The following is a 22,135-nucleotide window of genomic DNA, read 5'->3' on the forward strand; positions in this document are numbered from 1 at the left end:
CGCACCGGTTTTTCTTCACCCTGGCCATCGGAGGCTGAATCATGTCCGGGCATGCCACACCTGAACTGCTCATTGGAGCCAGTGCCGAGCGACCGGTTGCCATCAGCCCGAAAATGGCCAATCGCCACGGTTTGATCGCCGGCGCTACCGGTACCGGTAAAACCATCACCTTGCAGGTTCTCGCCCAGGGGTTTTCCGATCTCGGTGTGCCTGTGCTGGTACCCGACATCAAGGGTGACTTCTCCGGTATCGCCCTGGCTGGCAAGATGAGCGACAAACTGGCTCAACGCGCTGCCCGAGTTGGTCTTGATGACCTGCAGATGCGTGGCGCGCCCACGGTATTCTGGGATGTCTATGGCGAGCACGGCCACCCGCTACGCCTGACCATGGCCGACTTCGGGCCGATCATGCTGGCGCGCCTGCTAAACCTCAACGAGACTCAGAGCGGTGTACTGCAGATTCTCTTCAGGGTCGCAGACGATAACGGCTGGTTGCTGCTGGATCTCAAGGATCTGCGTGCCATGCTGTCGCATCTCAACCAGCATCGTGCAGAGATCGGTCCACGCTACGGCAACATCTCGCCCGCCAGCATCGGGGCGATCCAGCGCTCATTACTCAATCTTGAAGGCCAGGGCGGAGAGCGCCTGTTTGGCGAGCCGGCGGTAACGCTGGAGGATTTTCTGCAGACCGACGACCAGGGTCGCGGCGTGGTAAATATCCTGCACGCTGCCAGGCTCTACCGGGATACGCCGCTCGCCTATTCGAGCATTCTGCTATGGCTGCTATCGGAACTCTTCGAGCAGTTGCCGGAGGTGGGCGATGCCGAAAAGCCACGCTTCGTACTGTTTTTTGACGAGGCGCATCTGCTATTCAAGGACACGCCAAAGAGCCTGACAGACCGGATCGAACAGGTAGTCCGGCTGATCCGCTCCAAGGGTGTGGGCGTGTATTTCATTACTCAGAGTCCGCTGGATGTGCCAGAGGCGATCCTTGGTCAGCTTGGCAACCGTGTGCAACATGCGCTTCGTGCGTTCACCCCCCGCGACCAGAAGGCGGTCCGCAGCGCAGCACAAACCTTCAGGGCCAACCCAGGGCTGGATACCGAACAGGTAATCACTGAACTCGGTGTCGGCGAGGCACTGGTGTCGGTTCTGGACGACAAGGGTGTGCCCACTCCGGTGGAAAAAGTCATGGTCAGGCCGCCAGCCAGTCAGATGGGCCCCATTACCGACCCCCAGCGCAACAGCCTGCTCAATGAATCCTTTCTGGCGGGGATCTATGATCAGGAGCTGGATCGCGACTCGGCCTATGAAATCCTGCTACGCCAGACAGAGCAGGCGTTATCGGAAAAAACCGCCAGGACCAGGACCCAGCAGGAGGCCCGGGAAGAACAGCGTCCCGCCCGTTCCCGACGCAAGTCGGGATTGGAGAGCATGGCCGGGACGGTAGGGCGCAGCGCGATGCGCACGCTCGGCAGTCAACTGGGCAGGGCCATCGTGCGCGGCCTGCTGGGTTCGTTCAAAGGTCGCTAGCGCGCGGCATCAATAGGGGGGATAAGCAGACAGGATGCGATTGACCATCTCGCGGATCTGCTGCTCCCGTTCAGCCGGAGGCACGGCGGTGTCCCACAGCTGCTGCTGATCGCTGCCACGCCATACCAGTTGGCCATCCCGCGCATCGCGCAGATCCACCTGCAAGGTCAGCACCTGATAATCCACCGAGCGTGACTGGGTGTAGGCGGGCCCACCACCCCAACCCCAGCCCCAATAACCGATAGAGCCGCCGAAGGTCGTGGTTACCTCATCCTCTTCTTCCTCGCTGATGACGTCTACCTGAACCTCAAGGTCAGCATCATCAGCCGTACGCAGCCCTCTGGCGTCCAGCCCCTCGCTGACCGCCTGAAGAATCCGCTGGCGTGTCAGGTCACTACTGACCCGGGGATCATTCTGCGGCGTGAAGGTCACGGCCGGCTCCGCCCAGTCCCAGGTTCGATATTGGTTGAAATCCCGGCTGGTATCGTAATCACGCTCCACCGGCGTGCTTTGACAGGCGATCAGCAGCAACGCAGAGCCTGCCAGAAGGGCATGACGAAAGAGATGTGCCAGGGGGCGGAAAGCAGGTACTTGCATGGACTGCATGAGCGTTTCCTCGGTTGACGGAATAAATCTTTAGACCCGGATTCCCCTGGTTGGTTCGTGCCTCCACACCCCTGGTGCTGGGTGTGATGGCCCTATATCGGCAGGGAGATGGTGAATCTGGTGCCCTTGCCCGGAGTCGACTCCATGCCAATGGTGCCACCGTGCAGCTGCACGATTTCCTTGCACAGGGCCAGACCCAGACCAACCCCGCCGCGCTTGTTGCCTACCTGGGCGAAGGGCTCGAAAACCCGGGACTGCTGACTGTAGGATATACCTTCGCCGTCATCTTCGACATGGATCAGCAATCGCTCACCCCTGCGTACGGCTTGCAACTTGATATGTCCATCAGGGCTGGTATGCCGCAGCGCGTTGCCGATCAGGTTGTCCAGCACGCGGCTGATCTTCAATTGATCCATTTCCAGCTCGGGTAATGGCCCCTTAAGTTCTACCTGCAAATCCACCTCCTGATCGAGCGCCTGGCTAGCGAAGCGGTGATGAGACTGCAGGAGCAGGGATTCGATATCGCAGGTACCCGGCTCGATCTTCTGCAAGCCGCTCTGATAGCGCGAAAAATTCAGCAGATCGTTGATCAGGCATACCAGCCGGCGCATTTCTTCATCCACCGTCTGGGCAAGGTCTGCCTCGCGGCCCTGGGCTGGCAGCTTCAGGCGCTCGCGTAGCAGGGCGAAGGCCATATGCATGCCGGCCACGGGAGTCCGCAACTCGTGGGAGGCTCTCAGTACGAACTCGCTACGTACCCGCTCGAATGCCCGCTGCGTAGTGACATCGCGCAATACCATCACCGCGCAGATCACCTGGCTTTCATCGTTGCTGACCGAGGACAGGCTGTAACTCAGCACCCGGGTTTCGCCCCCGGCCACTACCTGCAGATCCTGCTCCCCCTCCTCACGTGTCTGACCCTGAACCACCCGTGACAACTGCTCGTCGAGTTCCGGATATTCGAGTACCGCACCCAGGCGCTGACCGAGATGCGACTCATCACAACCCAGCTGCCGGCGTGCCACCGGATTGATGTGCTCCAACTCGGCGTTGCAATTAAATATCAGCAGGCCGCCATCCATACTGTCGAGCACTGCCTGCAGACGCTTGCGCTCAGCCTGTAATGCGGCCACATCGCTGTTCCTGAACTCCTGCAGCGAGTCAGCCATCAATCCGAAGCGCCTGCTCAGGATACCCAGCTCGGCAATCGGAGAAATCGGCAGCATGACCCGAAAATCACCCCGCCCTATCCGGTCCGCCGCCCTGGCCAGCGCCTCGATCGGACGGCCGACACGCTGGGCAATGCTATTGGCGGTAATCAGCCCGATGAGCAATACCGCCACAATGACCAGGCCGAGCAAGGTGGCAATCAGGGTCGCGCGATCCTCAGTTTTGGTAGTGTCACGGTGGAATCCCTCTACATAGCGCGTCTGCACCGAACTGATGTGACTGCGCATGGCCGCAATCGCGGCACTGAGCTCATCATCGCGCAGCAACGCACTACGTTCTGTAAAAGGTCTGTCGAGAATTCGTCTGAACGTGCTGTAGTCACGCCGAATCGCCTCGACAGCTTGTTGATCGCTCTGATTCGTCGCGCTGCTGGCGGCAGTGTCGAGCCACCGCTGAAAGGCCTCATCCGATGCGGTCAATGCCGACCGGTCGAGGGTCTCGGCAAGCAACAGGGTCACCTGTTTGCTCAACTCGTGACCCAGACCCTGACTGTTCTCGATGACCCCCAGATTTCTGGTCATCTCGTCATTCTGGGTTTGAGTCAGATGCAGCACGCTGTAGAGCCCCAGCACAAGACCCAGCAACGCGACGGCCACCAGGCCACTGATGCTGAGAAATAGCCGGCTGCGTAATTTCACAAAGCCAACTGCTTACGCTTTCTATACAGCGTCGAAGCATCGATGCCCAGGGTTTTGGCGGCCTGGTCCAGCGTCTCACTGTTGGCCAGCACGTTGGCAATATGCGCCTTTTCCAGTTCCTCCAGGCTCATTTCTGCCCCGATTCGTGGCGCATTGGTGACAGACTGCCCGGTAAAGCCAAGATGATTGACCCCGACCAGCTTTTCCGGACAGATGATGCTCGCCCGCTCCATGACATTGCGCAGCTCCCTTACATTGCCCGGCCAGGGATAGCCGCGCAGCGCCACCTTGGCCTGATCGCTGAGCGCTTTGGCAGGCGTGCTGTAATCTTTGACAAAGCGCGACAGAAAACGTTCTGCCAGGGGCACTATATCGTCCTGACGATCGCGTAAAGGCGGAAGGGTCAGGGTGATGACATTCAACCGGTAGATCAGATCCTCACGAAACTCGCCAGCGCTGACCATCTCTGGCAGGTTGCGGTTGGTCGCAGCCAGAATCCGCACATCGGCGCGACGGGTCACCGGATCACCCACCCGCTCGTACTCCTTGTCCTGAATAAAGCGCAGCAGTTTGGGTTGCAGTGCCAGGGGAAAGTCCCCTATCTCGTCCAGAAATAGCGTTCCACCATCGGCCTGATTGACGCGCCCCAGGGTATTTTCGCTCGCCCCGGTAAAGGCGCCGCGGGTGTGACCGAACAGCTCACTCTCCATCAGGTCTGCACTAAGAGAGGGGCAGTTGATGGTCACGAAGTTCTTTTTCGCCCGTTTACTCCAGCCATGCATCGCCCGCGCAAGTTCACCCTTACCCGTTCCGGACTCACCAAGAATGAGAATATTGGCATCCGTCATGGCTACCTGACGCGCCGTATCAAGCACGGTCATCATGGCCGGGCAGTGAGATTCAATTACATGTTCTGGCTGGCCGATCTGGCCTTCGAGCAACTCCAGACGAGCAGCAAGGTGCCGTACCTTGAGCTGCTTGGCCGCACTCATGCGTAACTGATCGGGACTACAGGGCTTGACCAGATAATCCGACGCACCCGCCTGGATAGCATCCACGGCGGTGTCGATGGCCGAATGCGCAGTGACGATCACCACCACCATCCATGGGGCCTGGGTGCGCATGGTGGCAAGCAGCTCCAGACCGCTGTCCTCGCCAAGACGCAGATCGAGGAAACACAGATCAAAAACCTGCTGGCGTAGAACGGTTTCCGCATTGGCTGCGTTGCTCGCCGTCGCTACCTCATAACCCTCATCTTCCAGGCAATAACGAAAAGTGCGCAGAATCGCCGCTTCATCGTCTACCAGAAGAATGCGCCCACTATTGTGATCTGCCGTTTCCATGCTGCCCGCTCCGGAATGAATATTGCCGGAATCAGTGTATCACTCATGCAAATTGCACGTATTGCGCCTTATCCAATTAAACACAACAGTTACAGCCATGTTCACCTCCCTGGTCTAAGCTCAAGCCCAAACGTACACAATGGAGACCCCTGATGAACAAGTTCAAGATGCTGGCGTGCGCCACTGCCGCCGCTGGAGTGCTGGCCCTGGCACCCATGCCCGCCCTGGCCCAGGAAACACCCCAATCGGACGTGAGTAACGCCCGTATGGAGGGCTCGGTCGCTACCGCCTTCGCTCTGAATCGGCATCTCAACTCCGACCCCATCCAGGTAAGGGTTCAGGGCCGCACCGCCATATTGACCGGTAGCGTCGAGAACGGAGTCAACCGCGACCTCGCCGGACAGGTCGCACTGAGCATTGAGGGCATTGACGAGATCGATAACCAGTTGACGGTAGACTCCGATGCCAGTGACAGCGATGCCGAGCGTACCAGTCTTGCCAACAGCCTCAACGATGCCACCACCACCGCGACAGTGAAATCCAAACTGCTGTGGAACCGCCATACCCAGGGGCTGGATATCGACGTTCATACCAGGAACAACGTCGTCACCTTGAGCGGCAAGGCCGACAGCGAAGCCGCTCGGGAACTGGCCGAACGGTTGGCCGAGAATACCCAGGGCGTACGGGAAGTTCTCAATCAAATAGCGGTCACGGGCGAGGCGGGGACTGCCAAGCGGGCCCAGGACGCCGCAGCCCAGGCTGCGGATGAGGCGGCAGATGTGGTCAGCGATGTCTGGATCACCAGCAAGGTCAAATCCAGCCTGTTATTCAGTCGCAATCTCGATGGCACGGATATTTCGGTAATGTCTCGAAACGGCGAAGTGACACTCAGCGGACAGGTAGACAGCCAGGCGCGCAAACAACTGGCGATCGAGACGGCGCGCAATATACGCGGCGTTTCCTCGGTAGACGCAGGGGCGCTCAAGGTTACCAGCGCAACTGAATCCTCAAATGAGGGCCAGATGTGACATGCATGGAAACAGGATGTGAACATCCATCACTGGTCAATAACAGCATTTCAGCGAGCTAGCCGGTGCAGAAGTGCGCGTGAGCACGCTGGAGAAGACCGAAGATCGTATCTTGCACGCCTTCGAGGAGGCACTGGTCATGGGCCGACGACCCAAGAACTAGAAGCTCTAATCGCGCCACGAAAACCGCTGCCCTCCGGTGGCGGTTTTTGCGTGGATGGGCTCCGCATTGCTCTCAGCCCATGGGCGGTGCGCCTGCCAGTGAACGGTAGACATTAACCATAGCGAGGGCCATTTCGGTCCGGCTCTGCACCAGGTTGTCACGCATGGAGGTCAACTCCTGCTCTGCAGCAAGCAGCTCGAAATAGCCGATAAACCCTTGATCATAACGATCACGTGCCTGTTCCACTGCCTGGATAGCCGCATCGGTGGCACTTTTTAGCAAGGCCGCGCGCTCATGGGATTGCTGGTAGCGCAGCAGCCAGGTTTCAGTCTCTTCCAGGGCCAGCAGCACCGTCTGCCGATAGTCAGCCAGCAACTCGGCAGACTGGGCATCAGCCGCATCGATGCGCGCCTCTACCTGCGCTCGGTCGAGAAAACTCCAGTCGATTCCCAGCGCCACCCGTCCAGTCTGCGCCCCGCCGGTAAACAGGTCCGAGCCACTACCGGCCAGCGAGCCAAGTAGACCCTCCAGGGTAAAGTGTGGGAACAGATCCGCCGTGGCCACACCAATACGCGCGCTGGCGGCCGCCAACCGTCGTTCCGCGGCCTGGATATCGGGCCGTCGACGCAACACATCGCCAGGACTGCCCGCGGCAATTGACGGACGGCTTCGCGGCAACTCAGCTGGCTCACCAAGCAGTGGTACCAACGCCGTGGGTGGCTGACCGGTCAATACACCGATGCGGTGCATGGCTGCCCCGATATCCGCTTTCAACTGGGGAATCACTGCTCGCGTGGCGTCCACCTGGGCCCGCGCCCGAACCTGATCAAACAACGTACCACGGCCGGCCTCAAGCCTTGCGCTGACAATGTCCAGCGATGCCCGCTGCAAGCTGACGTTTTCTTCCACTACCCGCAATTGCTGTTGCAGGCCGCGCAACTGGAAGTAGCTACTGGCCAGTTGGCCGGCCAGCGCAACCTGCAATGTCTCCCGGTCCGCACCGGCTGCCTGCAGCTCTGCTTCGCTTGCCTCGGCCGCCCGCTGCAACCGCCCGAACAGATCCAGTTCCCAGCTCAAACCCAGACCCGCCTGGTAAAACTCGACGCGCTCCTGGGCCGGATCAATGCGCTCGACCTCCGCCAGCCGTTGTCCTGATACCCCGGCGCCCGCTGTCACACTCGGTAGCTGGTCGCGGCGAGCCCCGCGCAGCAGTGCTTCGGCCTGTTGATAACGCGCCAGCGACGCCTGCAAACTCTGGTTTTCGGCCAGGGTTTGTTCAATCAGCTCAGCCAGAAGCGGATCCTCGAAGCCGTGCCAGAACAGCTGCTCGTTGTCGGCAGCGCGTTTGACCTGTGCGCCAGTGGCCGTCTGGTCGTGGACGAATTGATCCAGTGGCGCCGGCTCCGGCGCCTGGTAATCCGGCCCTACTGCGCAGGCACTCAACAGCGCCGCCAGGGTAAAAATACCCGCCAGCTTATTCATGTGGCTCTCCACTCAGTTCTACTTCGGACTTTTCTGACTTGGCTGCCAAGCGTTTCGCCAGCGTTCTCAACGCAACGTAAAACACCGGTGTCAGCAGCAGGCCGAACAGGGTGACGCCGATCATCCCGGTAAACACCGTGATACCCATGGCGTTGCGCACTTCAGCGCCGGCCCCGGAGGCGATGACCAGCGGCACCACGCCGGCAATAAAGGCCACAGACGTCATGATGATCGGGCGCAGCCGCAGACGGCTGGCTTCCAGCGCGGCGCTGACGGTGTCGCGACCTTGCTGCTCCAGCTCACGGGCAAACTCGACGATCAGAATCGCGTTCTTGCACGCCAGGCCCATCAACACCACCAAGCCGACCTGCACGAAGATATTGTTGTCGCCGCCGACCATCCACACACCAAATAGCGCGGCGAGCAGACACATCGGCACGATCAGAATCACCGCCAGCGGCATCACCCAACTTTCGTACAATGCAGCGAGCACCAGGAATACCAGCAGCAATGCCAGCGGGAATACCACCATCGCGGCATTGCCCTGGGTCACCTGCTGGAAGCTCAGATCCGTCCATTCCAGCGTCATGCCGGCCGGCAACACTTCATCCGCCACGGCCATCACCGAGGCCAGCGTCTGCGCCGAAGAAAGTACGGACGGATCGGACTGCCCAATCAGGTCGGCCGCCGGATACCCGTTGTAGCGGATCACCGGATCCGGCCCGAAACTTTCGCGCAGCGTGACCATGGTATTCAGTGGGACCATCTCGTTATTCGCATTACGCGTATACAGGTGGTCGATATCACTGGGGTTATCGCGGAACTGCGCATCCGCCTGGGCCATGACCCGATAGGTACGGCCGAACAGATTGAAGTCGTTGATGTACTGCGAGCCGAAGTACAGCTGCAGGCTGGCGAACAGATCATCCAGCTGCACGCCCTGCGCCTTGGCCTGCATGCGATCCACATCAGCATCCAGTTGTGGCACGTTGGCCTGGTAGGAGCTGAACGGGTAGAACATGCCTGGCGTCTGGCTCAGGGCCTGGGCCAGCTCGTTGGTCGCGGTCTGCAGTTCGCCATAACCAGCGCCGCGACGATCCTGGATATACAGCGAGTAACCCGATCCCGCCCCCAGACCGAATACCGGCGGTGGCATGAAGGTAATCGCGAAGCCTTCGTTGATGCCGCCCAGCTGGGCATTGAGATCATCGGAAATCGTCTGCGCCGTACGATCGCGTTCGTTGAAATCATCGAAAACCACGAAGACCGTACCCACGTTCGGCGTATTGGTACCCTGCAAGGCGTTGAAACCAACAAAAGCCAGCGCATCGGAAACCCCCTCGGTGTTCAGCGCCAGCTCACTGACCCTGCGCGCGACTGCCTCGGTGCGATCCAGCGATGCACCCTCGGGCAAACGGATGCTGCCGATCAGATAGGTTTTGTCCTGGGTCGGAATAAAACCGCCGGGCACCTGGGTGAACATCAGCGCGGTGCCGCCCAGCAGCAGAAGATAGACCCCGAACACCAACCCGCGCCGGCTCAGGCTGCGGCCGACCAGAGATTCATAGCGCTGGGCATTGCGCAGGAAAAAACGGTTGAATGGCCGGAATATCCAGCCAAACAGGTGATTGATGATGCGTGCCGGCAGATCCGGTGTTGCACCGTGCGGCTTCAACAATGCCGCCGCCAGCGCGGGCGACAGGGTCAGCGAGTTGATTGCCGAAATCACCGTCGCAATGGCGATGGTCATAGCGAACTGACGGTAGAACTGACCGGTAATGCCATCCAGAAACGCCATCGGCACAAAGACCGCGCAGAGCACCAAACTGATCGCCACAATCGGCCCACTCACCTCACGCATGGCCTGATGCGCTGCCGCCAGTGGCGCCAGACCTTGCTCGATATTGCGCTCGACGTTTTCCACCACGACGATGGCATCGTCCACCACAATGCCAATCGCCAGCACCATGGCAAACAACGTCAGGGTATTGATCGAAAAGCCCATCAGCAGCAAGACTGCAAAGGTACCGACAATCGACACCGGCACAGCCAACAGCGGAATCAGCGACGCACGCCAGGTCTGCAGGAACAGGATCACCACCAGCACCACCAGAGCGACCGCCTCCAGCAGGGTGATGATCACGGCCTTGATCGACGTGCTGACAAAGACGGTAGGATCGTAAGCCACTTCCCAGCTCAACCCTTTCGGAAAATCCGCTTCCAGCTCGGCCATTTTTGCCCGTACCGCGGCTGACACATCAAGGGAGTTGGAGCCGGGGGCCTGAAAGATCGGCAATGCCACCGCCTGGCGATTGTTCAGCAGCGCGCGCAGGGCATCCTGCGAGGCCGCCAGTTCGACCCGAGCCACGTCCTTGAGCAGTGTCATCTCGCCCTGTTCACCGGTCTTCAGGACGATATTTTCGAACTCCTCCACACTTTCCAGACGGCCCTGGGCGTTGATCGAAATCAACATGTCCGAGCCCTCCGGCATCGGCGGAGCACCGATCTGACCGGCCGACACCTGAATGTTCTGCTCACGTACTGCAGCGCTGATATCGCCCGCTGTTACGCCCAGCGCAGCAGCGCGCTGCGGATCTATCCACAGCCGCATTGCGTAGTCACCGGAGCCAAACAGGCCAGCCTGACCCACACCGGGAATGCGCGCCAGCTCGTCACGAATATGCAGTACCGCATAGTTGCGGATATAGGTGGCGTCCAGGCTGTCGTCCGGCGAGGTCAGGTGCACCGCCATCATCAGGTTCGGCGACTGCTTCTGGGTGGTCACGCCAAGTTGGCGCACATCCTCGGGCAGACGCGGCAGCGCCTGGGAGACCCGATTCTGTACCTGCACCTGGGCCTGATCCGGGTCAGTGCCCAGGGCAAAGGTCACGGTCAGCGCCAGGCTGCCATCACTCCCGGCGACCGACTTCATGAAGATCATGTCCTCGACGCCGTTAATGGCTTCTTCCAATGGCGTCGCCACGGTCTCAGATATGGTCTTGGGGTTGGCGCCCGGATAGCTGGCACTGACCAGCACGCTGGGCGGCACCACTTCGGGATACTCGCTGACCGGCAGCATCGGAATACTGATCAGCCCGACGACGAAGATAATGATCGACAGCACCGACGCAAAGATCGGCCTGTCTACAAAGAAACGCGAAAAGTTCACGGCAACAGCCTCCCGGAACGCGTCCGGAAGACGCGCCCGTATCAGTCAGAGAAAGGAAATAAAGCTATAAAAAGCGCTACTGCCTCACGGCGCCGTCGCGACGACCACCGGCTTCAGGGTGCGGCGCATATCAACCGGCTGCGGCACCACTTCAATGCCGGGGAACGCGATCTTCTGCAAGCCGTTGACCACCACACGCTCGCCTGCAGCCAGGCCATCGGTAATCACCAGCAAGCCATCGACGCGGCGTCCGGTTTCGACGATGCGCCGCTCGGCGTGGTTGTCGTCAGTCAGCACATACAGATAGCGCCGATCCTGATCGGTCATCACCGCTTTCTGGTCGACCAGCAACGCGGCACTGGCTGCGGCCACCGGCATTTCTACCCGGGCAAACTGGCCAGGGCGCAAAGCCCCGTCGGGATTGGCCACCTGAGCGCGGTACTGCAGGGTGCCGGTCCGGGGGTTGTACTGGTTGTCGATAAAGTCCAGCTTGCCCTGATAGGGAAAGTCATCCTCACCCGCCAGCCCGATACGCACCGGCACGCTCTGGCCGTGGGGGTTGTCCTGCACGGTCTGCTGGTCGCTTTCGAAGTAAACGTAGAGCGGGTCGACCGATACCAGGGTTGAAAGCAAGGTAGTGTCTGCCGTGGCCAGGTTGCCGCGGGTGACCTGGGCACGACCGATACGGCCACTGACCGGCGCCTTGACCTGGGTATATTCCAGATTCAATTGCGCGCTCTGCAGCGCCGCAGCCGCCGCATTGACCGCTGCCTGAGCCATGGTTCTGGCGGCGTTGCGCTGTTCGAACTCCTCGCGGGAGATGGCCCGGCGCTCCCACAACTGCTCGGACCGCGCGGCCTCGCTACTGGCCAGCGTCAACTGGCTACGCATACGCGCCAGCTCGGCCTGGGCCAGCTGCTCACGGGCTTTGTAAGGACGCGGGTCGATGACAAAAAGCACATCGCCTTCGCTGACCAGCTCGCCTTCTTCAAACCCCACCTTATCTATATAGCCGCTGACGCGCGGCCGCAGTTCCACGGTTTGCGGCGCCTCGACGCGGCCGCTGAAGGCGCCCCACAGGGTTACCGGTTCAGCATGAACTTCGGCAACTTCAACCTCTGGCGGTGGGGGAGCAGCGGTGTTGTCCTGCCCCTGAGCATCGCAACCGACCATCATGGCCAGCAGCAGGGCGCCAAGCAGGGTCACTTTGGCGTCCTTGAATGTGAGTGTATGCATGTGGCTCTCGCTTTCCGTTGAGGATCACTGGTCTGGTGGTCAGCCGAAGTCGCGGGGCGTCTTCGGCAATGCTGCACGATAGGGCCAGCTCTCTCGTATCCGGTAGCGTATTACTGCCGCATGATTGCCTGATTCTGTAAACGCCGAAATAATAGCTGTAAGACTGCGTACCAATATAGGGCATTTGTTCAAGCGAACGCACCCCTAAAGCACCTGTAATAGCAAGGTTTGCGCGATTCTGCTGGTTTATTGCCTAATCCTGCAAACGTCATGCGGGCGTCATATTCCTTACCTAATCCTGTATATACTGCTGGCACGCCCCTGGAGGTCAATCATGCATACACTCGACCAATCTACCCCCGTATCTGAAGCTCAACCGAACTGCATGACTCCGCACTACTGCGCACCAGCATGCCTGGAGCTCGCGAACCTGGTGTCTGCCAGAGTGACTCAGGAGGGCGTCTACGAAACGGATATTCCGGGTCTGGATCTGTTTCGCGTCGACACCCCCACACCCTGTATGTCCACGGTGTATGAACCGTCGCTCTGCGTTATTGCCCAGGGCCGCAAGGTGGTACAACTCGGTGACCGGGAAATCGTTTATGGCGCGCTCAGTTATATTGTTTCCAGCGTCGACCTGCCGGTAAATGGTCAGGTGGTGGATGCATCCCCCGACAACCCGTTTCTTGCAGTGAAGATCAATATTGACCCGGCCGAAGTCGCTGAACTGGTGCTACAACTGGGCGAAACTGCGCCCCGGGGGCCGATCGACTGCCCCTACTCAGCCTGCGGGCTCTACGTTGCCCAGGTTGATCTGGGCATCCTAGATGCGATGACGCGGCTGGTGCGACTTCTCGACTCTCCAACCGACGTGCGCATTCTGGCGCCGCTGATCCAACGGGAAATAATCTACCGCGCGCTGGTTGGTGAAATGGGCGCACGCATGCGCGAGTTCGTGTCCGCGGACAGTCAATCCCACCGCATCTCCCGGGTGATTTCAGTGCTGAAGGACAGATTCGCCGAGCCGCTTCGAGTCCGCGAGCTGGCAGAAGACGTGAACATGAGCGAGTCGACCCTCTACCACAGCTTCAAACAGGTAACGCGCATGTCACCGGTGCAGTTCCAGAAGAAGCTTCGGTTACACGAGGCACGGCGACTGATGCTCAGCGAGGGCCTGGAAGCGGCCACCGCAAGCTACCGCGTCGGCTATGAAAGCCCCTCGCATTTCAGCCGCGAGTACAGCCGCATGTTCGGCGCCTCACCGCGGGCAGATGTGATCAAGTTGCGCGGGGAAACTCGCATACATGTGCCCGCCTGAGACTCCACAGGGTGGGCCGGAAAAATAATCCGGGGTCAGGCGGGAAACTCGACCCTCACCAACAGCCCGCCCAGGTAGCCTTGGTGCAGGCTGATGTCGGCACGATGGGCGCGACAGATTTCACCCACAATCGACAATCCCAGTCCGGTTCCCTGACCGCGGTGATAAAAGCGCTCGAATACCCGTTGCCGCTCGCTTTCGGGGATGCCGCTTCCGGTGTCTTCAATTTCCAGTCTGCGCGGCGCACAGAGCCGCAATACAACCTGCCCACCGGATGGCGTGTGCTGCAGTGAGTTGGTAATCAGGTTACTGATCAACTCCTGCAACAGGGTTGACTCGCCCCATACATCGAAGGGCTGCTCGTCCTCCAGCACCAGCTCGATACCCTGCGCGTAGGCCAGCGGCACCATACTGATAGCCAACTCCTTGACCAGCGGTTGCAATGCAATGCGCTCGGCACTGCCTTCAGCCACGGCCCGTGCGCCCCGCTCGATGCGCGCCATGGAGAGCAAGCGGTTAGCCAGCTTGATGGTGCGATCAGTGCTTTGCTCCGCTTCATTCAGTGCCCGTTTCCAGGCATCCGGTTCGGCGGACCGCAGGCCCAGCTCGATCCGCGCCTTGAGTGCTGCCAGTGGGGTGCGGAGTTCATGGGAGGCTTCGGCAATAAAGTCCCGCTGACGCTCGAAATTCTCGCGCAGACGGCCGGTGAAATGATTGATGGAGTCCACCAATGGCGCCACCTCACGCTGCAGACCATCGGTGCTGATCGGCCGCAGATCATCATTGGCGCGGCCGGCCACCTCTTCACGTAAAAGCCGCAGCGGCCGCAATGCCGCGCTAACAGCCAGCCAGGCGAGAAGCAGGGCGCTGATGGCCAATAACCCCAGATTGATCAAAGACTGGCGCAGCAGGGTATTGGCCATACGCTCCCGCGCCTCCAGGGTTTCCGCCACACGGATCTCGGCCATTCCGCGACTGGTCGCACCGCTGATGGGCTGCAGAAGACTTACCAGGCGCACACCGGCACCCCGATAATCAGCGTCGTAGAAGCGGGCCAGGGCAGGGTAGTCGAGGGTCATCTGCACGGACTCATCGGGAGCGGGCAGATCTTCATAGCCGGAAATGGACTCACCCTGCAGATTGAGAACCTGATAGTAGAGGCGCCCGGTGATGTCATAGGCGAAGTTGTCCAGGGCTATGTAAGGCACCTCGACAACCAGCTTGCCATCTTCATCATGGAGCCGCTCGGCAATGGCCCTGGCCGAAGACAGCAAGGAGCGGTCATAGGCAGTATCCGCCGCCCGGCGGGCATTCCAGTAAGCTGCAGTGCTGGCCAGTACCAGCAGGATAGCCAGCATCAGCGCCAATCTGCGCAGCAAGCGGCCGCGCAGACTACCAGCAGCGCTCACGGGCTGGATTCCAGCAGGTAGCCCAAGCCGCGGAAGGTGACAATACGCACCGAGCTTCCTTCGAGCTTGCGGCGCAGGCGGGATATGTAGATCTCGATGGCTTCCGGATTGGCATCCTGGTCCAGCCCGAAGACCTTGCCGGCCAGCTGCTCCTTGCTCATCAACCGGCCTGGACGCGCGATCAGGTTTTCCAGTACGGCATGCTCCCTTGAAGGCAATTGCAGCGGCTGGCTATCCAGCGTGAACCGCCGGTCATTCAGGTCATATACCAGAACGCCGCAATGCTGTTGACGCTCGCCACCCATCAAGCTGCGGCGCAGGAGCGCATTGACGCGCGCCTCCAATTCACTCAGCTCAAAGGGCTTGGCCAGGTAGTCATCGGCGCCGAGATTGAGGCCGCGCACCCGATCGGCTACTTCAGCACGGGCGGTCAGCATCAGTACCGCCAGGTTCTGGCCTCGTTCGCGCAGGTGCCTCAACACCTCGAATCCATCCATGCGCGGCAAGCCGACGTCCAGTATCGCCAGCGCGTAGTCCTCGTTACGCAATGCCTGATCGGCGGCTACCCCGTCATGCAGGGTGTCCACGGTCCAACCCCCCGACTTGAGCGTGCGAGTCAGGCTATCAGCCAATTCAGGATCGTCTTCTACCAGCAGAATGCGCAATGCCGGGCCTCTTCAATGACCGCTTTTTAGAAGAGTGTACACCGCCGAAACGCTGCGATGAGCATGAAAGGTTGGCGAAAGGTTCACGTTCTAGGATCTGTCCATGCTCACCCAACACCCGGGTGCAGTAGGACTCAGGGCGCAAAGATCGCCCGTAGAACAACAACAATGGAGTTACTCTGATGCAGACAAGATTGCACTTCACGCGCCGTATTCCGGCAGCACTATTGCTGGCTTCATCACCTGTTTTCGTAGCGCCAGGTGTCTCGGCGGCGGGATTCGTCGATAATACTACTGCCACCTTGAGCACCAGCAACATCTATTTCAACCGTGATTTCCGCGACGGCGCAGGCCAATCCAAACGCGAGGAATGGGCACACGGCTTCATCCTGAATGTAAAATCCGGCTATACCCCAGGTACTGTTGGCTTCGGCATCGACGCGATGGCCATGCTGGGTCTCAAGCTGGATTCCAGCCCCGATCGTACCGGTACCGGCCTGTTGCCAGTAAACGATGATGGCCGCGCACCCAGCGAATACAGCAAGTTGAATCTGACCGCCAAGGCACGAGTCTCTGAGTCCACACTGCTGGTCGGCAGCCTGCTGCCAAAGCTGCCCACGCTGAACCCGAACACCAGCCGCATTCTGCCGCAGACGTTTGAGGGCGGCATGGCCACGATCAATGAAATTGACGACCTGAGCATCAGCATGGGCCGTCTGACCAAAACCAAGTACCGCAACTCCACCGACGCCGAGGACCTGACCTCGAACAACAAGAACAGACGCTTCGGCGGCTCGTTCACATCAGATCATTTCGATTGGGTCGGGCTGGACTACAGGTTCATGCCCAGCCTGGCGGGCAGTTACCATCTGGCACAACTGGATGATATCTACCGCCAACACTTTATCGGCCTGAGCCATCAGTTAGCACTGGGCGAAGGCAGCCTGAAAAGCGAGCTACGTGTCGCTGATTCAAGCGAGCAAGGCACCGCCAAGGCTGGCGACATCGACAACCAGGCCTGGCAGGCTCTGCTCAGCTACGCCATCGGCGGTCATCGTTTCGGCTTCAACCTGCAGAAAATGCGCGGCGACAATGCCTTCCCGTATATCAATGGCAGCAACCCGACCCTGGCCAACTTTGTACAGATCAACGATTTCGCCGAAGCCGGCCAGCGCTCTGCGCAGGTGCGTTACGACTACAACTTTGCCGAACAGGGACTACCCGGCCTGAGCTTCATGAGCCGGTACACCAAGGGCGATCAGGCCGAACTGGTAGCCGGTGGTGAAGGCTCTGACTGGGAACGCAACACGGAACTGATGTATGTGGTTCAGGCTGGCCCGATGAAAAACCTCGGTCTGCGCTGGCGCAATGCGTCCTACCGCTCCAGTTACGCCCGTGATGTAGATGAAAACCGTCTGATCGTCAGCTACAGCCTGCCCCTGCTGTAATTGGGCTTGCGCCAGCCACGATAAAGATATCGCCTAGAATAAGAACACGAGGATCTACCCATGAAATCAGCACTTCGTTCTACCCTGCTGGTCATCGCCTGTCTGGGCCTGGCCACCTACACCCTGGCCGACGAACCCAGCCGGCCCGAATGTATCGCCCCGGCTGCCCCTGGTGGCGGTTTCGACCTGACCTGCAAGCTGGCGCAGAGCGCGCTGCTCGACAGCAACAAGATCAGTCGACCGATGCGCGTGACCTACATGCCCGGCGGCATTGGCGCCGTCGCCTACAACTCCGTTGTTGCCCAGCGCGCATCGGAGGGTGGGACCATTACTGCTTTTTCCAGCGGCTCGCTGCTCAACCTGGCCCAGGGCAAGTTCGGCCGCTTCGATGAGAGCGCGGTGAAATGGCTGGCTGCGGTAGGCTCCAGCTATGGCGCTATTGCGGTGCGCGCCGACTCAGAGTTCAAGACCCTGGATGATCTGATCGCGGCCATGAAGAAAGATCCGTCCAAGGTAGTCATCGGTTCCGCCGGTACTGTCGGCAGCCAGGACTGGATGCAAACCGCCCTGGTGGCCCGCACCGCGGGTATCGATCCGCGGGATCTGCGTTACGTCGCCATGGAAGGGGGTGGGGAGCTGGCCACTTCACTGCTCGGTGGTCATATTCATGTAGCCAGCACCGACATTTCCGACTCGGTACCGCATATTGAAAGCGGCGGCATCCGGATTCTGGCTGTGTTGTCCGACGAGCGCCTGCCAGGCGATGCGGTGGCCCACATTCCCACAGCCAAAGAACAAGGCTACGACGTGAGCTGGCCGGTGATTCGCGGTTTCTACATGGGGCCGGATGTCAGCGACGAAGATTACGCCTGGTGGAAAGGCACCTTCGAAGAGATCCTCGCCTCCGAGCAATACGCCACCCTGCGTGAACAGCGTGAACTCTTTCCCTTCTCGATGACCGGTGATGAACTCGATACCTACGTGAAACAACGCGTAGCCGAGTACAAGCAACTGGCCAGCGAATTCGGCCTGACGCAGTAAACCAACCAACCCTGACAGCAATCTGACCCCGATGGCCGGCGGCGCAATGCCCCGGCCTGCGCCTGCGAGGACTCCACCATGTTGTATCACCGCCTGTTTGCGGGGTGCATGCTATTGGCCTGCATCGGCCTTGGCATCACCGCCTGGGGCTATCACGCGCCCTACTCCTACGAACCGGTCGGGCCCCGCGCCTACCCGCTGATGCTGCTGATGCTGCTCGGTGCCGGAGCGTTGCTACTGGTGTTCAAACCCGACCTGGAAACTGGCGGTGAAACCGAGCCGAAGATAGTCCCCGAAATGCTGCGCAAGATCCTGATTTGCCTGGCGCTGCTGCTGGCACTGGCTGCGCTGTTCGAACGGGTCGGCTTTATCGTCACTGCCGCTCTGTTCGGTTTCGGCATGGCGCGGCTCTTTGGTGGCCGCTGGCTGCCCAGTGCAGTGCTCGCCCTCGTATTGGCCCTCGGCCTGTATTTCCTGTTTGACCGCATTCTTGACGTCCCGCTGCCCATGGGCGTGCTGGCCGCACTGGAGAACTGATCATGGAAACGCTGCAATATCTCGGACAGGGTTTTGGCGTAGCCCTGAGCCCGAACAATCTGATTACCGCGCTGGCCGGGACCACACTCGGCACCATCGTCGGCTTGTTACCCGGCCTGGGCCCGATCAACGGGGTCGCCTTGCTGATTCCAGTGGCATTCGCGCTGGGCTTGCCACCGGAAACCGCACTGATTCTGCTTGCCTCGGTTTATCTGGGCTGCGAATACGGCGGTCGTATTTCCTCGATTCTGCTCAACATTCCCGGCGAGGCCTCGGCAGTGATGACCACCCTGGACGGCTACCCGTTGGCACGCCAGGGCAAGGGCGGCATTGCGCTATCCATCTCCGCCTGGAGCTCGTTTATCGGCGGCATGATAGCCACCATCGGGGTGGTCGCCTTCGCACCCTTGCTGGCCAGTTGGGCGGTGTCGTTTGGCCCGGCTGAATATTTCATGTTGATGGTCTTTGCGATTGTCTGTCTGGCCGGGATGGCCGGCGACAAACCGGTCAAGACCGCAATCGCTGTGCTGATCGGTCTGCTGCTGTCCTGTGTAGGTATCGACGCCAACAGCGGCGTCTATCGTTTTACCTTCGGCAGTCTCGGGTTGTCCGACGGCATTCAGTTTGTCGTGCTGGTACTGGGTCTGTTCAGCATCAGTGAGATACTGATGCTGCTGGAGCGCACCCACCACGGTCAGACGGCGGTGAAGGCCAGCGGGCGGATGCTGTTCAACTTCAAGGAAGGTGCCTCGGTCTTCGCTACAAACCTGCGCAGCGGTCTGCTCGGCTTCATTTTCGGCATCCTGCCCGGCGCCGGCGCCACCCTGGCCAGCGCGGTCGCCTATATGTCGGAAAAACGCATTGCCGGTAGCGACGGGCGTTTTGGCGATGGCGATCTGCGCGGTCTGGCTGCGCCGGAAACCGCCAACAGCGCATCGGCCTGTGGCTCCATGGTTCCCATGCTGACCCTGGGTATTCCCGGCTCGGGCACCACGGCGGTGATGCTTGGCGCGCTGACGCTATACAACATCACACCGGGCCCGTTGCTATTCCAGAACCAGCCGGAGATCGTCTGGGGCCTTATCGCGTCGCTGTTCGTTGCCAACGTGATTCTGATCATCATGAACATTCCGATGATCAACGTGTTCACCCGCATTCTCTCGGTACCCAACTGGACGCTGGTACCGGCGATTGCCATCATCACCTCGATCGGTGTTTACGCGGTGCATGCCACCACCTTCGATCTGTTTCTGATGACCGCAATCGGTGTATTCGGATATGTGCTGCGCAAACTGGACTTTCCGCTGTCGGCACTGCTGCTGGGCTTCATTCTGGGCGGCATGATGGAGAGCAACCTGCGCCGCGCGCTGTCCATATCCGACGGCAATCTGGGCATTCTCTGGAATAGCCCGATCACTCTGGGGCTGTGGGTTCTGGTGGTTTTCATGGTGGCGCTACCCTTCTGGCGCGCTTACCGCGGACGCCGCGCGGTTCCCTTGCCCGATGCCTGACACGGCAACGCTATTGGACCGGGCAAAGCTCTGGTCCACGCCGCTGGTAGGTCTGGTGGGAGGCTGGTTGGCCAGTCTGGCTGACTGGCCCTTACCCTGGATGGTCGGCTCCCTACTCGCGGTCATTCTGGTGCGTTGCACCGGCTGGATGCTGGTAGAAATGCCGGGCGGTCGTCAGGCCGGGCAATGGATAGTCGCCAGCTCCATTGGCCTGCACTTTACCGCCCCGGTATTGGAGCAAATCCTCGGCTACTGGTGGGTCATCATTCTCGGCTCTTGTCTGACCGTGATGCTCTGCCTGATCGGCATTGGCGTACTCAGGCGCAGTGGTGTGGATCGCGCTACCGCCTATTTCGCCAGCATGCCGGGCGGCGCCAGCGAGATGGTGGTGCTCGCCCTGCGGCACCAGGCAGAGCCGGCCAAAGTTGCCGCTGCGCACAGCCTGCGTCTGTTGATGGTGGTGCTGATCATCCCCGCGCTGTTCACCTTCAGCTTGCCGGAGACCCAGGCCCCCGAGCCGGGGACGACAAGCTGGGGCTGGTTGGCGCTGCTGATGCCCCTGGGCGCGGCCCTGGCCATGCTATGGCGCCGGCTCGGTCAACCCAATCCATGGATGCTCGGCCCATTGATCGTTTGCGCTGCTGCCAGCCTGTGGTTTGATCTGGATATAGCACTGCCAGCCGGCGGGGGCGAGCTGGGCCAATGGCTGATTGGCTGCGCGCTGGGCTGTCATTTCGATCGCAAGTTCTTCCGCAGTGCGCCTGCCTTCATGCTCAGAGTAGGGCTGTTCACCCTGCTGGCGATGATCGCTGCGGCACTGGGCGCGGAAATACTCAGCTGGTTTGCCGAGGTCGATGACACAAGTCTGATGCTGGGCATGATGCCCGGAGGGATTACCGAACTGTGCCTGACCGCCGAAGCCCTGCAACTATCGGTGGCGCTGGTGACCGCCCTGCAGGTCCTGCGGCTGTTTATGGTGATGTTCCTGGCTGAGCCGGTTTACCGCTTATGGAACCGGCTGCAGCCTTGGAACGGGCCGTTCAGTTAAAGCAGCTTGAGTAGCGCTTTGGCGGCCTCTTCCGAGGAAGCGGGATTCTGCCCGGTAACCAGCTTGCCATCGACCTTAACGTAGGGAGCCCAATCGTCACCCTTGCTGTAGGACCCGCCGCGCTCGCGCAATACGTCTTCAAGGAGGTAAGGCACTACCTTGGTCAGACCCACAGCTTCTTCTTCCGAATTGGAAAAGCCAGTTACCTGACGACCCTTGACCAAGGGTTCGCCGCTGGCCGTGCGGGCCTGCAGCAATGCCGCTGGGGCGTGGCATACCGCACCAATCGGCTTGTTCGCCTGGAGGAAAGACTCCAGCAGCGCAACCGAGTGGATATCACGATACAGATCCCACATGGGGCCGTGGCCACCGGGGTAGAAAACCGCATCGTAATCCGCTGCCTCTATTTCGGTCAGCCGGTGAGTGCTGGCCAGTTGCGCCTGCGCCTCCTGATCCTGGGCAAAACGACGGGTTGCATCGGTTTGCGCATCGGGCTCGTCGCTCTTGGGATCCAGCGGCGGCTGACCACCAGCCGGGGAAGCCAACACCACCTCGGCACCCGCATCGCGCAACACGTAATAGGGCGCCACAAACTCTTCCAGCCAGAAGCCGGTCTTGTTACCGGTATCACCCAGTTGATCGTGCGATGTCAGTACCATAAGTATCTTCATGTCATTCCCTCCGCGGGTTTGTTGACTGTAGCTGTTCGACCCATTCTGGGGTAGTTTGTT

General features: G+C 60.1%; 17 protein-coding genes. 8 read left to right on the forward strand and 9 right to left on the reverse strand.

From position 1 onward, the window contains the following. The first annotated feature begins 41 nt into the window (after positions 1-41). On the forward strand, positions 42-1,532 hold the full coding sequence (locus FZF01_RS01665) for a helicase HerA-like domain-containing protein (RefSeq protein WP_150276356.1): 1,491 nt from the start codon (positions 42-44) through the stop codon (positions 1,530-1,532). A 9-nt stretch (positions 1,533-1,541) separates the two neighbouring features. On the opposite strand, the gene FZF01_RS01670 is transcribed toward FZF01_RS01665, so the two are convergent. From FZF01_RS01670 to algB, 3 genes are all read right to left on the reverse strand, one after another. Next, on the reverse strand, positions 1,542-2,138 hold the full coding sequence (locus tag FZF01_RS01670; RefSeq protein WP_373286422.1) for a DUF4136 domain-containing protein: 597 nt from the start codon (positions 2,136-2,138) through the stop codon (positions 1,542-1,544). Positions 2,139-2,230: 92 nt separating this feature from the next. Next, positions 2,231-4,006 carry an ATP-binding protein gene (locus tag FZF01_RS01675; protein WP_150276357.1) on the reverse strand — a complete coding sequence of 592 codons (1,776 nt, stop codon included), beginning with the start codon at positions 4,004-4,006 and terminating at the stop codon, positions 2,231-2,233. Next, positions 4,003-5,349 (reverse strand): sigma-54-dependent response regulator transcription factor AlgB, encoded by a 1,347-nt coding sequence (gene algB / locus FZF01_RS01680; protein ID WP_150276358.1) that lies wholly within the window; start codon positions 5,347-5,349, stop codon positions 4,003-4,005. Before algB ends, FZF01_RS01675 begins: the two co-directional genes overlap by 4 nt. Positions 5,350-5,501: 152 nt before the next feature. On the opposite strand from algB, the gene FZF01_RS01685 reads away from it, so the two are divergent. Beyond that, positions 5,502-6,377 (forward strand): BON domain-containing protein, encoded by an 876-nt coding sequence (locus FZF01_RS01685; protein WP_150276359.1) that lies wholly within the window; start codon positions 5,502-5,504, stop codon positions 6,375-6,377. 235 nt (positions 6,378-6,612) lie between these two features. Here FZF01_RS01685 and FZF01_RS01690 read toward each other — a convergent pair whose 3' ends face one another. The 3 genes from FZF01_RS01690 to FZF01_RS01700 form a co-directional block, all read right to left on the reverse strand. After that, positions 6,613-8,022 (reverse strand): efflux transporter outer membrane subunit, encoded by a 1,410-nt coding sequence (locus FZF01_RS01690; protein ID WP_150276360.1) that lies wholly within the window; start codon positions 8,020-8,022, stop codon positions 6,613-6,615. Continuing rightward, positions 8,015-11,191, reverse strand: coding sequence for an efflux RND transporter permease subunit (locus FZF01_RS01695; RefSeq protein WP_150276361.1), 3,177 nt, complete (start codon positions 11,189-11,191; stop codon positions 8,015-8,017). The genes FZF01_RS01690 and FZF01_RS01695 overlap by 8 nt, the downstream gene beginning before the upstream one ends. Positions 11,192-11,275: 84 nt before the next feature. Then, a complete protein-coding gene (locus tag FZF01_RS01700) occupies positions 11,276-12,427 on the reverse strand; it encodes an efflux RND transporter periplasmic adaptor subunit (protein ID WP_150276362.1) in 1,152 nt (383 codons plus the stop codon). A gap of 385 nt (positions 12,428-12,812) precedes the next feature. On the opposite strand from FZF01_RS01700, the gene FZF01_RS01705 reads away from it, so the two are divergent. Next, positions 12,813-13,745 carry an AraC family transcriptional regulator gene (locus FZF01_RS01705; RefSeq protein ID WP_373286428.1) on the forward strand — a complete coding sequence of 311 codons (933 nt, stop codon included), beginning with the start codon at positions 12,813-12,815 and terminating at the stop codon, positions 13,743-13,745. A 35-nt stretch (positions 13,746-13,780) separates the two neighbouring features. On the opposite strand, the gene FZF01_RS01710 is transcribed toward FZF01_RS01705, so the two are convergent. Together FZF01_RS01710 and FZF01_RS01715 are read right to left on the reverse strand one after the other, a co-directional pair. After that, a complete protein-coding gene (locus FZF01_RS01710) occupies positions 13,781-15,103 on the reverse strand; it encodes a sensor histidine kinase (RefSeq protein WP_373286429.1) in 1,323 nt (440 codons plus the stop codon). A 47-nt stretch (positions 15,104-15,150) separates the two neighbouring features. After that, the gene (locus FZF01_RS01715; RefSeq protein ID WP_150276365.1) at positions 15,151-15,819 is read right to left on the reverse strand and encodes a response regulator; all 669 of its coding nucleotides are present in this window, start codon (positions 15,817-15,819) and stop codon (positions 15,151-15,153) included. 182 nt (positions 15,820-16,001) lie between these two features. Here FZF01_RS01715 and FZF01_RS01720 point away from each other — a divergent pair, with 182 nt between their 5' ends. The 5 genes from FZF01_RS01720 to FZF01_RS01740 all read left to right on the forward strand — a co-directional run bounded on the left by FZF01_RS01720 (position 16,002) and on the right by FZF01_RS01740 (position 21,404). Next, on the forward strand, positions 16,002-17,267 hold the full coding sequence (locus FZF01_RS01720; RefSeq protein WP_150276366.1) for an OprD family porin: 1,266 nt from the start codon (positions 16,002-16,004) through the stop codon (positions 17,265-17,267). A gap of 60 nt (positions 17,268-17,327) precedes the next feature. Next, positions 17,328-18,308: a Bug family tripartite tricarboxylate transporter substrate binding protein gene (locus FZF01_RS01725; RefSeq protein WP_150276367.1), complete on the forward strand. Its 981-nt coding sequence runs from the start codon at positions 17,328-17,330 to the stop codon at positions 18,306-18,308. A gap of 78 nt (positions 18,309-18,386) precedes the next feature. Continuing rightward, a complete protein-coding gene (locus tag FZF01_RS01730; RefSeq protein ID WP_150276368.1) occupies positions 18,387-18,845 on the forward strand; it encodes a tripartite tricarboxylate transporter TctB family protein in 459 nt (152 codons plus the stop codon). A 2-nt stretch (positions 18,846-18,847) separates the two neighbouring features. Continuing rightward, the gene (locus FZF01_RS01735; RefSeq protein WP_150276369.1) at positions 18,848-20,356 is read left to right on the forward strand and encodes a tripartite tricarboxylate transporter permease; all 1,509 of its coding nucleotides are present in this window, start codon (positions 18,848-18,850) and stop codon (positions 20,354-20,356) included. Next, positions 20,349-21,404 carry an AbrB family transcriptional regulator gene (locus tag FZF01_RS01740; RefSeq protein ID WP_150276370.1) on the forward strand — a complete coding sequence of 352 codons (1,056 nt, stop codon included), beginning with the start codon at positions 20,349-20,351 and terminating at the stop codon, positions 21,402-21,404. Before FZF01_RS01735 ends, FZF01_RS01740 begins: the two co-directional genes overlap by 8 nt. On the opposite strand, the gene FZF01_RS01745 is transcribed toward FZF01_RS01740, so the two are convergent. Further along, a complete protein-coding gene (locus FZF01_RS01745) occupies positions 21,401-22,075 on the reverse strand; it encodes a type 1 glutamine amidotransferase domain-containing protein (RefSeq protein ID WP_150276371.1) in 675 nt (224 codons plus the stop codon). The two genes, FZF01_RS01740 and FZF01_RS01745, sit on opposite strands and share 4 nt — an antisense overlap. Between the last annotated feature and the right edge of the window lie 60 nt (positions 22,076-22,135).

The sequence above is a fragment of the Halopseudomonas salina genome (genome assembly GCF_008641105.1).